The organism is Mycolicibacterium sp. XJ1819 (assembly GCF_053483675.1).
In genome coordinates this window covers 85,169-99,181 of sequence record NZ_JBEFST010000009.1, presented here as the reverse complement: position 1 = coordinate 99,181, position 14,013 = coordinate 85,169, and the positions used below count along the sequence as shown (strand labels likewise).

At 67.9% G+C, this 14,013-nt stretch carries 15 protein-coding genes and 1 pseudogene; 4 read left to right on the top strand and 12 right to left on the bottom strand.

Going from position 1 to position 14,013, the window contains the following annotated elements; all coding sequences use genetic code 11:
- Positions 1–3: 3 nt before the first annotated feature.
- Together secD and yajC are read right to left on the bottom strand one after the other, a co-directional pair.
- Positions 4–1,764 carry a protein translocase subunit SecD gene (gene secD / locus ABQE89_RS11685; protein ID WP_448416566.1) on the bottom strand — a complete coding sequence of 587 codons (1,761 nt, stop codon included), beginning with the start codon at positions 1,762–1,764 and terminating at the stop codon, positions 4–6.
- 65 nt (positions 1,765–1,829) lie between these two features.
- Positions 1,830–2,195: a preprotein translocase subunit YajC gene (gene yajC, locus ABQE89_RS11680; protein ID WP_448416564.1), complete on the bottom strand. Its 366-nt coding sequence runs from the start codon at positions 2,193–2,195 to the stop codon at positions 1,830–1,832.
- 293 nt (positions 2,196–2,488) lie between these two features.
- Here yajC and ABQE89_RS11675 point away from each other — a divergent pair.
- Positions 2,489–3,932, top strand: a pseudogene (locus tag ABQE89_RS11675) (gamma-aminobutyraldehyde dehydrogenase).
- An 84-nt stretch (positions 3,933–4,016) separates the two neighbouring features.
- On the opposite strand, the gene ABQE89_RS11670 reads toward ABQE89_RS11675, so the two are convergent.
- Positions 4,017–4,316, bottom strand: a complete 300-nt coding sequence (locus ABQE89_RS11670) for a cytochrome P450 family protein (protein ID WP_448416562.1) — start codon at positions 4,314–4,316, stop codon at positions 4,017–4,019.
- Positions 4,317–4,461: 145 nt separating this feature from the next.
- The gene (locus ABQE89_RS11665) at positions 4,462–5,127 is read right to left on the bottom strand and encodes a hypothetical protein (RefSeq protein ID WP_448416561.1); all 666 of its coding nucleotides are present in this window, start codon (positions 5,125–5,127) and stop codon (positions 4,462–4,464) included.
- Between the two features lie 77 nt (positions 5,128–5,204).
- On the opposite strand from ABQE89_RS11665, the gene ABQE89_RS11660 reads away from it, so the two are divergent.
- Positions 5,205–5,825: a maleylpyruvate isomerase N-terminal domain-containing protein gene (locus tag ABQE89_RS11660; protein WP_448416559.1), complete on the top strand. Its 621-nt coding sequence runs from the start codon at positions 5,205–5,207 to the stop codon at positions 5,823–5,825.
- 3 nt (positions 5,826–5,828) lie between these two features.
- On the opposite strand, the gene ABQE89_RS11655 is transcribed toward ABQE89_RS11660, so the two are convergent.
- The 6 genes from ABQE89_RS11655 to ruvC are packed head-to-tail and all read right to left on the bottom strand — an operon-like array spanning position 5,829 to position 10,002.
- A complete protein-coding gene (locus ABQE89_RS11655) occupies positions 5,829–6,743 on the bottom strand; it encodes an alpha/beta fold hydrolase (RefSeq protein WP_448416557.1) in 915 nt (304 codons plus the stop codon).
- 10 nt (positions 6,744–6,753) lie between these two features.
- Positions 6,754–7,140 carry a DUF1304 domain-containing protein gene (locus ABQE89_RS11650; protein ID WP_448416555.1) on the bottom strand — a complete coding sequence of 129 codons (387 nt, stop codon included), beginning with the start codon at positions 7,138–7,140 and terminating at the stop codon, positions 6,754–6,756.
- The gene (locus tag ABQE89_RS11645) at positions 7,140–7,778 is read right to left on the bottom strand and encodes a hypothetical protein (RefSeq protein ID WP_448416553.1); all 639 of its coding nucleotides are present in this window, start codon (positions 7,776–7,778) and stop codon (positions 7,140–7,142) included. The genes ABQE89_RS11650 and ABQE89_RS11645 overlap by 1 nt, the downstream gene beginning before the upstream one ends.
- 9 nt (positions 7,779–7,787) lie before the next feature.
- Entirely contained in the window at positions 7,788–8,855 is a 1,068-nt protein-coding gene (gene ruvB / locus ABQE89_RS11640; RefSeq protein ID WP_448416551.1) for a Holliday junction branch migration DNA helicase RuvB, read from the bottom strand.
- Positions 8,852–9,439: a Holliday junction branch migration protein RuvA gene (ruvA, locus tag ABQE89_RS11635; protein ID WP_448416549.1), complete on the bottom strand. Its 588-nt coding sequence runs from the start codon at positions 9,437–9,439 to the stop codon at positions 8,852–8,854. Before ruvA ends, ruvB begins: the two co-directional genes overlap by 4 nt.
- Complete coding sequence (gene ruvC / locus ABQE89_RS11630) at positions 9,436–10,002, bottom strand: crossover junction endodeoxyribonuclease RuvC (RefSeq protein ID WP_448416547.1); 567 nt, start codon at positions 10,000–10,002, stop codon at positions 9,436–9,438. The genes ruvA and ruvC overlap by 4 nt, the downstream gene beginning before the upstream one ends.
- 179 nt (positions 10,003–10,181) lie before the next feature.
- On the opposite strand from ruvC, the gene ABQE89_RS11625 reads away from it, so the two are divergent.
- On the top strand, positions 10,182–11,420 hold the full coding sequence (locus tag ABQE89_RS11625; RefSeq protein WP_448416781.1) for a mechanosensitive ion channel family protein: 1,239 nt from the start codon (positions 10,182–10,184) through the stop codon (positions 11,418–11,420).
- A 4-nt stretch (positions 11,421–11,424) separates the two neighbouring features.
- Here the strand turns inward: ABQE89_RS11625 and ABQE89_RS11620 are convergent, their stop codons facing one another.
- Both ABQE89_RS11620 and ABQE89_RS11615 read right to left on the bottom strand, forming a co-directional pair.
- On the bottom strand, positions 11,425–12,183 hold the full coding sequence (locus tag ABQE89_RS11620; protein ID WP_448416545.1) for a YebC/PmpR family DNA-binding transcriptional regulator: 759 nt from the start codon (positions 12,181–12,183) through the stop codon (positions 11,425–11,427).
- Between the two features lie 62 nt (positions 12,184–12,245).
- Positions 12,246–12,680 (bottom strand): hypothetical protein, encoded by a 435-nt coding sequence (locus ABQE89_RS11615; RefSeq protein ID WP_448416543.1) that lies wholly within the window; start codon positions 12,678–12,680, stop codon positions 12,246–12,248.
- 120 nt (positions 12,681–12,800) lie between these two features.
- Here ABQE89_RS11615 and ABQE89_RS11610 point away from each other — a divergent pair, with 120 nt between their 5' ends.
- Positions 12,801–14,012 carry an acyl-CoA dehydrogenase family protein gene (locus ABQE89_RS11610; protein ID WP_448416541.1) on the top strand — a complete coding sequence of 404 codons (1,212 nt, stop codon included), beginning with the start codon at positions 12,801–12,803 and terminating at the stop codon, positions 14,010–14,012.
- Position 14,013 lies beyond the last annotated feature (1 nt).

Here is a 14,013-nt window from a genome sequence, read left to right as displayed (position 1 = left end):
TCGTCAACTCCGTCCCGTCGCATGTGCGGCCGCTCGTCGTTCGCGGGCGATCTGCTGCACGGCGCCGAGACCGTTCAGCGACGGTTTGGCCATCGTCGGCGACTTCGACGCCAGGTACACCAGCGGCCAGGTCACCAGGAACACCACCGTGACGTCGAAGATCGTCGTCAAGCCGAGGGTGAACGCGAAGCCCTTCACCTGGCCGACGGCCAGGAAGTAGAGCACCGCCGCGGCCAGGAACGTCACCGCGTTACCGGACATGATCGTCTTACGCGCCCGGGCCCAACCGCGTGGCACCGACGAGCGGAACGAACGGCCCTCGCGAATCTCGTCTTTGATCCGTTCGAAGAACACCACGAACGAGTCGGCCGTGGTGCCGATGCCGATGATCAGACCCGCGATACCCGCCAGGTCGAGCGTGTAGTTGATGTATCTGCCCAGCAACACCAACACCGCATAAACCATGGCTCCGGCCGCGACCAGCGACAGCGCCGTGAGCACACCCAACGCGCGGTAATAGAGCAGCGAGTACGCCAGCACCAGGGCCAGCCCGATCGCACCCGCGATCAACCCCGCCCGAAGCGACGTCAAACCCAGTGTGGCGGAGACGGTTTCGGCTTCAGAGGATTCGAACGACAGCGGAAGGGAACCGTACTTGAGCACGTTGGCCAGTTCGCGCGCGGTCGACTCGTTGAACTGGCCGGTGATCTGGGTGCGCCCGCCCGGTATCGGCTCGAGGATCTCGGGGGCGCTGACCACCTGCGAGTCCAGCACGAATGCCGTCTGGGTGCCGACGTTGGCGGCGGTGAAGTCCGCCCAGGTACGCGAGGCGTCGCCCTTGAACTGCACGTCGACGACGTATTCGCCGCGTTGCTGGTCCAGTCCCGAGGAGGCGTTCTCGATCTGCTCACCGTTGATGATCGACTTGTCGAGCAGATAGACCTGGTCGCCGTCCTGCGAGCAGGCGATCAACGGCAGGTTCGGGTCGTCGTTACCGGCGAGGATGTCGTCCTCGTGGCAACGGGTCGCCTGATACTGCAGCGCCAGCCCCTGGATGATCTGGTCGGTGCTCTGCCGCCGCTGTTTTTCCGCGGCGATGCGTTCGGCCAGCGAGGGCTCACCGGGTGGCGGCGGCGCGTCGGCCGGCGTCGGCGTGACCGGAGCTTCGGGCGACGGCGACGGCGTCGGTGACGGTGGAGGTTGGGCGGGGGCCGGTTCCTGTGGATACGGCCGCGGCTGCGCGGGCACCTCGGCGGGCGGGGCGGGCGTCTGCTGGGCCGGCGGCTGCGGCGCCTGCGGCGCTCCGGGTGTGCCGGGAGCGGCGGGCGCGGCGGGCGGCGCGTTGGCCGGTCCCTCGGTCTGCTGCTGTTCCTCCGGTGGCATGGCCGGCATCTGGTAGATCACCGGGCGGATGTAGAGGCGCGCGGTCTGGCCGAGCGTGCGCGCCTCGCTCCCGTCGGTGCCCGGCACGGTGATCACGAGGTTGTCCCCGTCGATGATGACCTCGGAGCCCGACACGCCCAGCCCGTCCACGCGGGCACTGATGATCTGCTGGGCCTGCATCAGGGCCTCACGAGTGGGCCGAGACCCGTCCGGAGTGCGGGCGGTCAGCGTGACGCGGGTGCCGCCCTGCAGATCGATGCCCAGCTTGGGCTCGGCCTGTTTGTCCCCGGTCAAGAACACCAGAAGATAGGCGCCGATCAGCAGAGCCAGGAACAACGACAGGTAGCGGGCAGGTTGCACCGGCGCCGAGGGCGATGCCACGTTTCTAAGGTCTCCTCGAGATCATTTCGTCAGCACCGCAAAGGGTACGTGCTCGTGCTGAGAACTTAGCTGTCAGTCTTGCGGTTCGGGCTGTCGGTGATCTCGATGGCCGTCGACTCCTCGTCGTAGCCGTCCTCGTCATAGTCCTCGTACTCGTCGTCATCGTCGTCGAGGTCGTCCTCGATCTTGTCCCGCACGGCCAACTTCATCCAGGTGGTGACCACGCCCGGGGCGATCTCCAGGTCGACGGTGTCGTCGGTGATCTCGGTGATGGTGCCCTGCAAACCGGATGTGGTGTGTATCCGATCGCCGATCTCCAGGGAATTGTGCAGGTCAATGGTGGCCTGCATGGCCTTCTTCTGGCGTCTGGACGCGAAGAACATGAAGGCGCCCATGATGATGAGCAAGGGCAGGAATATGACCAGATCCATGTCAGCAGCTGTCTTTCGTATAGGTCTGTTCGGCAACAGCGCACGACCGGCAGGCCAGGCGCCCCGTAGTTGACCAGTGTGCCATTGCCGCGACGGGTCGATGAAAGTCCGTCGACACATCTGGGCAGACGGCCCTCGTGACGACGAATTCCGTCGCGCTGATCGAGCTAGGCGGTGGATCCCGCCGGGACCTGGCGTTGTTTTCGACCGAATCGGTGCATGGCCGTCTAGGCTCGATGGCGGTGCGTGAGCGCGAAAACCCACGATCGGCAACCTGACCATCAGGAGCTCTCATGACAGACGGATTACAGGTGTCGAACTTCATCGCCGGTGAGCGCGTCGACCCCGTCGACGGGTCGACCATGGCGCTGGTCGACCCCAGCACCGGGGAAAAGTACGCCACCGCACCGATTTCGGGACCTCAGGACATCGACAACGCCTACGCCGCGGCCGCCGCGGCGTTCGCCGACTGGAAGCGCACCACGCCGGCGCTTCGGCAGAAGGCGATGCTCGACTTCGCCGACGACGTCGAAAAGCACGCCGAGGAGCTTGTTGTCGCCGAGGGGCGCAACACCGGCAAGCCCAATCACGTCACCACGGCCGAGGAGATTCCGCCGATGGTCGACCAGATTCGGTTCTTCGCCGGCGCGGCACGGATGTTGGAGGGCAGGTCGGCCGGCGAATACATGGAGAACCACACGTCGTGGATCCGCCGCGAGCCCGTCGGCGTGATCGGCCAGGTCGCGCCGTGGAACTATCCGATGATGATGGCGATCTGGAAGTTCTGTCCCGCCATCGCGGCCGGCAACACGGTGGTGATCAAGCCCAGCGACACCACACCGGTGACCACGGTGATGCTCGCCGAGATCGCCTCTCGCCACTTCCCGCCGGGGGTGCTGAACGTCGTCTGCGGGGACCGCGGCACCGGCGCGGCGGTGGTCGCGCACCCGACGCCGCAGATGGTGTCGATCACCGGTTCGGTGGCCGCGGGTCGCGCGGTCGCGGCCAGCGCGGGCGAACAGGTGAAACGCACCCATCTGGAATTGGGCGGCAAGGCGCCGGTGATCGTCTTCGACGACAGCGATATCGCCGTTGCCGCCGAGGGAATCGCGACGGCGGGGTTACTTCAACGCCGGCCAGGACTGCACTGCGGCCACCCGTGTGCTGGCGACGGCCAAGGTGGCCCCGGACCTGACCGACGCCCTGGCCGAACAGGCGCGCGGGGCGGCGACGACGTACGGCCGGCCCGCCGACGACGAGGACGCCTGGGTGCCGCCGGTCAACAACGCCGACCAACTCGAGCGGGTCTTGAGCTTCCTCGGTGACGTGCCCTCACATGCCGATGTCGCCGTCGGCGGAGGACGCCAGGGCGACAAGGGTTTCTACGTCGAGCCGACGGTGATCGGCGGGCTGCGCCAAGACGACCGACTGGTGCAACAAGAGATTTTCGGCCCGGTGATCACCGTTCAGTCGTTCACCGACGAGGATGAGGCGATCGCGTGGGCCAACGGCACCGAATACGGGCTGGCCTCGTCGGTGTGGACCCGTGACGTGTCACGCGCTTTACGCGTCTCGGCCGCTTTGGATTTCGGTTGTGTGTGGATCAACACGCACATCCCGTTGGTGGCCGAGATGCCGCACGGCGGATTCAAGTCGTCGGGTCACGGCAAAGACCTGTCGATGTACGGCTTCGAGGATTACACCCGCATCAAGCATGTAATGGCCTACACAGGCTGATCGCCACTCCACAAGTTGCCGAGCAACCGGGCGACCCGGTCCCGGTCGATCAACAGCGGCGAAATGTGACGGGGGCTCCTCGCTCTAGATGCGCGTCACCAACGAAGCGACGTAGCGGTGGATGTCCTCGACGCTCAACTCCTCGCCGTCGACCTCGAGTTCGATCAGCCGGGACACCAGGTCGTCGCCGGGCTGGTAGCACCGCTCGGCGATCATCACGTCGACATACTGATGAAGCGTGTCCATGGACTCCGGCGAGGGGTCCGCGGCCCAACGGGTGAACAGCGGCCAGTCGCGGGCGGGCACACCCAGCGCCTCGCACACCGCGGTGATCGAATATCGGCGTGCCGCATGGGAACCGGCGCGGCCGGAGGGGTAAGTCATAGCTAGGCACGCTAGCTTTTAGGCCTGGTCGACGTCAGTCATGACGATCACAGACCGGGGGTGAAGCTGATCTCATTTCCACGAAACTGTATTCCAGCAGACAACGTCGAAAGACGGCCTGCTGGAATACAGTTTCGCGGCCAGATCAGTGGGCGTGGGTGTGGCGACGGTTGAACACGTCACGCCAGCTACGGCGAGACCGCACAGGCGCGCCGGCCGGGCGCATCTCCGTCGTGTCCGTCGCGTCCGGGTCCGTCACGCGCGCTGTGTCCGTCGCGTCCGAAGTCGTGGTGGCGGTCGTATGAGCCACGGGGCTGTCCACGAACTCGATATCGCGCACACTGCGCACCGAGATGCGGCCCAGCGCGAGCGCGCCCAGGAACACGATCAGCGCGCCCAGGCCGGAGAAGTACGCCAGATCCAGCGCGATGGCCTTGGCCTCGGTCGCGGCCACCGGTGCGCCTACCTCACCGATGCCCAGCGGGCCGGCCAGCGCACGCCCGACGACGAACCAGGCACCGCCCGCCACGGCCAGCCACCCACCCAGCATCGCGGTGGCGCGGTTGCCCGACACCAGCAACAGCAGGCCACCGAGCGCCACGGCAGCGCCGGGCAGCACCTCGAGCCACCCGCGCGCGGTGGTCCACGTCCACGCCGCGTCCGAGTTGAACGCGAAGTCGAAGTACGGGCCGACGAACGGGATGAGTGCACCCCACAGGCCCAGCAAGATCAGTAGAAACCCGCTCATGGCGCCGCGACTGCGGGACATCCCCAGCCGACCGCCTCGCGGTCGAATACGCGCATCAGTCATGTTGGCCTCCTTGGTTGGCGAGTGATTACCCACCCTCACCTCGGTGTAACCCGGCCCGACGCGACTAGTTTGGCGGTATGGGAATCCGTGGCACCCGAGAGGCACTCGCCGACGCGTGGGAGCGTTGGGCTCGGCGCTGCACCGCGCTCACCGCGGCCCAGTGGTCGGCGCCGACGCGTTGCATCCCATGGGACGTGCGCGCCCTGATCGCCCACGTGTGCCCCGATCCCGCGATGTTCGACATGCTCACCGAGGCCGTGATCGACGGGCCGCCGGCCGTCGACGACGCCGCAGAATTGTTGCGCCTGTTCAACGAACCCGGCGGCGTCGCGCATACATCGGCCGGCAGGGTGGCCGAGCAGGCGCTCACCGATGCGGCCAAGCTCTCCCCGCAAACCGTCGTCGCGCGGTTCGCCGAATCCGCCCACATTCTGCGGTCCATCTCGACGCCCGACTCCACGGTGATCAGCTACCCCGTGGTGGGCAGCACCACGCTGGCCGTCATCACCGAGACGGCGCTGATGGAGGCGACCGTGCACCTGCTCGACCTCGCCGACGCGGTCGGTGGCGTCACGCCGTCGGACGCCGCGCTCACCGCGACGCGTGACCTGCTCATCGGCGTACCCGACGCCACCGCCGCCGTCGAGGTGCTCGCCGGCCGCGCCGATCCTGCCACGGCGCTGCCCGCGGTCCGGTGACGCTCAGGGCCGTCCGCGTACCCGCTCGACGATGTCGATGATGTTGTCGGCGACGAACTTCGGCTGATACAGCATCATGTTGTGGCCGCTGCCGCTCGACACGATGTGGGCGGCGCCCAGCGCCGCCGCCAACTCGGCGTTCGCGGCGTGGATCTGGGCCAGTGTGTAGTTGTCGGGGCTGAGGGCCTCCGGTGGCTGGAACTTGTCGGAGCTGAGCACCACCGCCGGTACCCGCGGCAGCGGTGGTGCGGCGTGAATCTGGGCAATCGACTCGGAGATGACCACGGCCTCCGCGCCCGGCTGCGGCGGGATTCTGGTGTCGCGCTCGAATGCGGCGTTCTGCGCGGGACTGCCCAGTGCGGTCAGGTATTCCGACAGCGGATCGACCATCACGATGCCCGCCACCAGCCCCGGATGTGTCCGTGCCAGCAGGTCGAGGATCAAGCCGCCGTAGGAGTGGGCGACGAACACGAACGGCCCGGGCAGCCGGGCCGCGTCGATCAACGCGATCACATCGTCGACGTCGCGCTGCACGGTGTGCGGCTGTGGCGCCGGCGTCGACAGGTCGACGCCGTCGGGTCGGGTGTCAGGACGGTCGTAGGCACACACCTGTGTCGTCTTGGCCACCGTCGGCGCCACCGCCTCGGAGCTGGGCTCCAGCCCGGCCTCCGTGATCAGGTCGTAGGGCGAGGACCGAATCGGATCATCGGGCGGGACAACATAATTCCAGGCCTCGGCGTAGCTGCCCTTGCCGGGTATGACGAAGACGGTGGGGCCGCCGGCGCCCTGACAATCCAGAAACAGCGCACGATCGCCGCCGATGTCGACAAGACCCGAGGACGCCACCGGGTCGGCCGCGCCGGCCGCGCATCCGCCGATCGTCACGATGAGCACGGCAAGCGCTGCCAGCCTCTTCATCTTGCGGACGCTACAAGGTCAGGCCGACCACCATCAGCACTATCGCGATCAGCGGCAGGATCCCCTGTGTGACCGCCGCGCGCGCCTTGTCCGGTGACGACGCCAGCAGCACCACCGCCGCGGCCAGCATCGACCCGGTGCCCGCGAAGACCAGCGCAAGGCCGACGTAGTTGTAGCCGACGCCGCCGATCACGAGTCCGGCAGACGTGACGACCGCCAGGAACAGGTTGTAGAAGCCCTGGTTGAACGCGAGTTCCTTGGTGGCGTGCGCCTGCTCCTCGGTCAGTCCGAAGGTCGCACGGGTACGCGGAGACGTCCACGTGAACGACTCCATCACCCAGATGTAGACGTGCAGCAACGCCGCGAAACCGGCGAAGACCAGACCGATGTAACCCATTACGCCCCCACACTTTCCACTCGCACGACGGGCGGGATTGCCAGCATGGTCAACCCGGTCAGCGCCATCCACGCGAGCACGCAGTACGCGGTGGGCAGGCCGATCCACGTCTGAAGCAGCGCCGGAACGCCCAGTACCGCAAGCGCCGCCGACCACTTGGGCAGCACGCCGGTGCGCCAGACGATGTAGGCGGTGGCGAAGATCAGCGCCGCCGACCCCAGGTAGCCGCAGGTGTACAGCCACAGCGCCAAACCCAGGAACGGTTGGGCGTATTCGGTGACGGTCACGTCGCCGAACTGTACGATCGCCGCGGGCACGGCCACCTCGGCAGCCAGACCCGCACTCGTCAGCGCGAGGTAGAGCGCCCCGCCGAGCAGTGCGACGTAGGCCGCGCCGGTGACCCCCGACGCGGTGCGCAACATCGCGACCAGCACCCCCACGAACAACAGCGCGAACAGCACGTGCAGCAACGCCAGCGTGCCGTTGGCGGTGAGAAACGCCGCCGCGTCGTCGAAGTAGCGATGCGCGTCACCGGGAGCGCGTGGGTGCTCGGGCGACCCGGCGACCAACGCGGGAATCAGGGCGCCCGCCGCCGCCACCCCGCACAATCCGCCGATTCGGATGGTTCCGCTGCCCATCGCACCTCCCTAATCGAACAAGCCGCCCTGCCCCATCCCGCCGACTCCGGCCGGGGGCTTGAGCCCCAGATGTGTCCAGGCCTGCGCGGTGGCGACCCGCCCGCGCGGGGTGCGGGCGATCATCCCGGCCCGCACCAGAAACGGCTCGCACACCTCCTCGACCGTGGTGGCCTCCTCCCCCACCGCGACCGCCAGCGTCGACACCCCGACCGGTCCGCCGCCGAAACTGCGTGTCAGCGCGGACAATACGGCCCGGTCGAGTCGATCCAGCCCCAACTCGTCGACGTCGTAGACCTCCAATGCGGCCTTGGCGACGTCGCGGGTGATGACACCGTCGGCGCGCACCTCCGCGTAGTCGCGCACCCGCCGCAGCAACCGGTTGGCGATGCGCGGCGTGCCGCGGGAGCGCCGGGCGATCTCGGCTCCCGCCTCGGCGCCCAACTCGATTCCCAGGATGCCTGCCGAACGGGACAGCACCCGTTCGAGCTCGGTCGGTTCGTAGAAGTCCATGTGCGCGGTGAAACCGAACCGGTCGCGCAGCGGCCCGGTCAACGCGCCGGACCGGGTGGTGGCGCCCACCAACGTGAACGGCGCGACCTCCAGCGGAATCGACGTGGCACCGGGGCCCTTGCCGACCACGACGTCGACGCGGAAGTCCTCCATCGCCAGATACAGCATCTCCTCGGCGGGCCGGGCGATGCGGTGGATCTCGTCGATGAACAGCACGTCGTGTTCGACGAGGTTCGACAGCATCGCGGCCAGATCCCCCGCACGTTCCAGCGCGGGACCGGACGTCACCCGAAGCGAGGTACCCAGTTCGGCGGCGATGATCATCGCCAGCGACGTCTTGCCCAGGCCCGGCGGCCCGGACAGCAGGATGTGATCCGGTGTGCCGCCGCGGTTCTTGGCGCCCTCGATGACCAACTGCAACTGCTCACGCACCCGGGGCTGGCCGATGAACTCGTGCAGGGTCCGCGGCCGCAGACTGGCGTCGATATCGCCCTCGCCGACCGTCAGCGCCGGCGACACCTCGCGCTCGTCGGGGTCTTCGGAGGAGTCTTCGTCAAAGCGGCTCATTTGTTACCCAACATCGACAATGCCGCCCGCAGCGCCGTCGCTTGCGTGGCCTCTGGTTCGTTGGCCAGTACCTTGTCCGTCGCCTCCTCGGCCTGCTTGGCGCTGAAGCCAAGCCCGACAAGGGCTTCCACAACCGGAGTGCGCACCGAGTGACCGCCGAGGACGACCGCGTCCGACGGAGCCACCGGCCCGATCTTGTCCCGCAGTTCGAGCACCATCCGCTCGGCACCGCGCTTGCCGATGCCCGGTACCCGCGTCAGCGCGGCGATGTCACCCTCGGAGAGTGCCTGCCGCAGCGAATGCGGATCGTGCACCGCGAGCGTCGCCATCGCGATCTTGGGCCCGACCCCCGAAACGCCGAGCAGGGTGAGGAACAGGTCGCGGGAGTCGGCGTCGGCGAAACCGAACAGCGTCATCGAGTCCTCGCGCACGATCATCGCGGTGATCAACCGGATTTCGTCGCCGCGGCGCAAGGTGGCCAGCGTGGCCGGTGTCGCCATCACCTTGTAACCGACACCGGCGGCCTCGATGACCGCGTGGTCCAGGGCGATCTCGAGCACCTCACCGCGGACGGATGCGATCACCGGGCCGCCCTCACTTTCGCCTTGACCGCCGCCTGGTACTTGCGTTTCTGCTCGGCGGCCAACGCCTCGGCCGCGGCCATTCTGGCGATCATCGGGGCACGCCAGCAATGGCAGATGGCCAGCGCCAGCGCGTCGGCGGCGTCCGCTGGCGTCGGCTTGGTCTGCAGCGCAAGGATTTTCGTCACCATCGCGGTGACCTGTGCCTTGTCCGCGCTGCCGTTGCCGGTGACGGCCGCCTTGACCTCGCTGGGGGTGTGGAAGTGCACGTCGATTCCGCGCTTGGCGGCCGCCAGGGCGATCACCCCGCCGGCCTGGGCGGTGCCCATCACCGTGGACACGTTCTGCTGAGAAAACACCCGTTCGATCGCGATCACCTCGGGGCGATGGGTGTCCATCCAGTACTCGACGGTGTCGCTGATGATGAGCAGACGACGATGCAACGGTTCGTCGGACGGGGTGCGCACCACGTCGACGTCCAGTGCGACCACCTGACGGCCCTTGCCACCCTCGATGACCGAAAGCCCACAACGCGTCAACCCCGGGTCGACGCCCATCACCCGCATGGGTCAACTCCTTGTCGTGAACACTTGTTCGAGAGACTAGCCCGACTCACCGACCGGATCGGGGAGGACACGCCTTCCCCGCCCGCACCAGGGGATTATCGGGCTCGCCGTCGTGGGTATGCGGTGCGGTTGATGCTCGTCTCGAGCATTCCCGATGAATGGAGTTGAAACCCGAACCGATGCCCGACGACAAGGAACTGCAGACCGCCACCAACCTCGCCGTGACGCTGGCGTGGGTCGGGGGCGCCGTGGCCGCCGCCTACCTGCTGGGGGTGGTGATCACCTGGGTGCTGACGCGGGTGAGCCGCCGCAGCGACCTGCTGCGGGACATCGAGGTGCTGTGCCGCCTGCCGGTGCGCGCCACGCTGATGGTCGTGGCCGCCACGTTCGCGGTGCGACAGGCCTCCGACCCGGCCGACTCCTGGCGCGGCCTGGTCGACCGCACCCTGCTGATCGGGCTGATCGCAACGCTCACCTGGCTGGTCACCGGGCTGGTTCTGGTCGCGGAGCGGCGCGCGATCGCCCGCTTCGGCGGCGGAACCGAGGAGATCTCCGACGCGGACCGCCGCTGGCGGCGGGTTCGCACCCAGGTGACGGTGATGCGTCGGCTGGCGATCGCGGTCGTCGTGGTGCTCGGCGCGGCCGCCATCCTGATGACGTTCCCGCGGTTCTCCGACATCGGCACGACGGTTTTCGCCTCGGCCGGGGTGTTGTCCGTGGTCGCCGGCCTGGCCGCGCAGACCTCTTTGGGCGCGGCGTTCGCCGGCATGCAGATCGCGTTCTCCGGTGCGATCCGGGTCGGCGACGTGGTGCAACTCGAAGACGGGCAATGGTGGGGCCGCATCGAGGAGATCACGCTGACCTACGTCGTCGTGCGCCTCTGGGACGAACGCCGACTGGTGCTGCCGTGCTCGTACTTCACCACCGAACCCTTCGAGAACTGGACCCGCAACGCCACCCAACTGATGGGCACCGTCGATCTCGACGTCGACTACTCGATCCCCCTCGACGACATGCGCGCGGAGTTGGACCGGCTCCTGGCCGAGAGCCGTCTGTGGGACGGCCGCAGCGGTGTGCTGCAGGTGACCGACGCCGTCGGTGGGGTGGTCCGGGTGCGCATCGTGGTCAGCGCGCCCAACTCCGGCGCGCTCTACGACCTGCGCTGCGCGGTGCGAGAAGGCATGGTCGCCTGGCTGCAGCGCACCCGCGCGCTGCCCCGCGACCGCATCGAGGCTTCCGAACTGAACCCGGTGCTGCCGTCGCGCACCGACGACGACGCACCGCGGGCGGCCCCGGGCATGTTCTCCGGGAGCCCAGAGGCCGAGGCGCGCGGACGCGCGTTCAGTGACTCACCCGAGGACTCGCTCGACGATTCTGCCGAGAACCGAGCATTCGCCCGGTCGAACGGCAGCCGCTGAGCGGTCAGTCCTCGCTGTCGAGAATCGCGGCGACGTCGTCGGGGACGTCGATGTTGGTGTAGACGTCCTGGACGTCGTCGAGTTCCTCCAGCGCGTCGACGAGCTTGAGGATCTTGCGGGCGCCCTCCAGGTCGACCGGCACGGTCACCGACGGCTCGAAACCGGCCTCGGCGGACTCGTAGTCGATCCCGGCCTCCTGCAACGCGGTGCGCACGGTGACCAGATCCCCTGGCTCGCAGATGATCTCGAACGTGTCACCGAGATCGTTGACGTCCTCGGCGCCCGCCTCGAGCACCGCGGTCAGCACGTCGTCTTCGGTCAGGCCGTCCTTCTCCAGCGTGATCACGCCCTTACGGGAGAACAGGTAGGCCACCGATCCCGGGTCGGCCATGTTGCCGCCGTTGCGGGTCATCGCCACCCGCACGTCACCGGCGGCGCGGTTGCGGTTGTCGGTGAGGCACTCGATCAGCACGGCGACACCGTTGGGGCCGTACCCCTCATAGGTGACGTTCTGGTATTCGGCGCCGCCGGCTTCCTCACCGCTGCCGCGTTTGCGGGCGCGCTCGATGTTGTCGTTGGGCACCGACGACTTCTTGGCCTTCTGGATGGCGTCGTACAGCGTCGGGTTGCCCGCCGGGTCCCCTCCGCCGACACGGGCGGCGACCTCGATGTTTTTGATCAGCTTGGCGAACATCTTGCCGCGGCGGGCGTCGATGACAGCCTTCTTGTGCTTGGTGGTGGCCCATTTCGAATGGCCGGCCATAAATGTCCTAACTCTTTCCGTGCGCTGAGTCCGCCCAACGAGTCTACGTGGAGGTTTACCCGCTACCGCACGGCGGCAGGCGGTGTCAGCGCGACAATCCGGTAGCCGACGCCCGCCGGCCAACCCACATGCCCGTGGATGTGGACCTGGATCCACGTCGGCGCGCCGGACGGGTCGTCGGTGAACGTCGCGGCGGCGCCGGCGATGACGCCGGTCTCACCGGAGCCCTGCCGCGTCACCGACACCGACAGCGTCGCGTCGCCGAGAGCGAGCCGGTCATAGGCCAGGCTGTCCGGGAGGAAGAACGACGCCGAGAAGTTCGGGGTGCGGATCCCCCGCGGCGCATTCGGCGACCGCCGCAGTACCAGCCCCGACACCTCGGGTTTGCCGTCGAACCACACCGTACCGACGTACTCGGTGCGCCGCGCCTCCCCGCCGCCGGGAGTGCGCGCCAGCGTGTCGATCCGCGGCTGTGGCTCGACCTCGACCATCGTCATCGATCAAAAACCTAGCTCGGTGTTAGCTACACCACATTGTTTCGCGGTGAACTTACTGCCGAGTAAGATTGCGCTGAATCTGTCAGCAGCGCGGATCACCACTCGAAAGGACCGCGACTCATGTCGTTCTCGCTTGAACTCCCGGCCGACCTCGTCCACATCCAGAGCTGGGTCCACGACTTCGCCGCCGACGTGATCCGGCCCGCGGCCGCCGAATGGGACGAGCGCGAAGAGACCCCGTGGCCGATCATCCAGGAGGCCGCCAAGGTCGGCATCTACTCGATGGAATTCTTTGCCGAGCAGTCCGCCGAACCGACGGGGCTGGGCATGCTCGTCGCGTTCGAGGAGATGTTCTGGGGCGACGCGGGCATCGCGCTGTCGATCCTGGGCACCGGCCTGGCCGCCGCTTCGCTGGCCAGCACCGGCACGCCCGAGCAGATTGGTGAGTTCCTGCCGCTGATGTTCGGCACCGTCGACGATCCGAAGGTGGCGGCGTTCTGCTCGTCGGAACCGGGCGCAGGCTCCGACGTCGGCGCGATCCTGACCCGGGCCCGCTACGACGAGGCCACCGACGAGTGGGTGCTCAACGGCACCAAGACCTGGGCCACCAACGGGGGCATCGCCGACGTGCACATCGTGGTGGCCTCGGTGCACCCCGATCTCGGTGCCCGCGGTCAGGCGACGTTCATCATCCCGCCGGAGACCCCGGGGTTCCGGCAGGGCCAGAAATTCCTCAAGCACGGCATCCGCGCCTCCCACACCGCCGAGGTGATCCTCGACGACGTGCGCATCCCCGGTCGCCTGATCGTCGGCGGCAAGGAGAAGTTCGACGAGCGCATCGCGCGGGTGCGCGAGGGCAAGAGGGCCGCGGGCCAGGCCGCGATGGCGACCTTCGAGCGGACCCGCCCGGCCGTCGGCGCGATGGCCGTCGGGGTGGCCCGGGCGGCATACGAGTACGCCCTGGACTACGCCCTGCAGCGCGAGCAGTTCGGCCGCAAGATCGCCGAATTCCAAGCCATCGCATTCAAACTGGCCGACATGAAGTCGCGCATCGACGCGGCCAGGATGCTGGTGTGGCGGGCCGGTTGGATGGCGCGCAACGGCAAGGCGTTCGACAACGCCGAGGGCTCGATGGCCAAACTCGTCGCCAGCGAGACCGCCGTGTACGTCACCGACGAGGCGATCCAGATCCTCGGCGGCAACGGCTACACCCGTGACTATCCGGTCGAGCGCATGCACCGCGACGCCAAGATCTTCACGATCTTCGAGGGCACCAGCGAGATCCAGCGTCTGGTGATCGGCCGCGCGGTGACGGGCCTCGAAATCCGCTGAC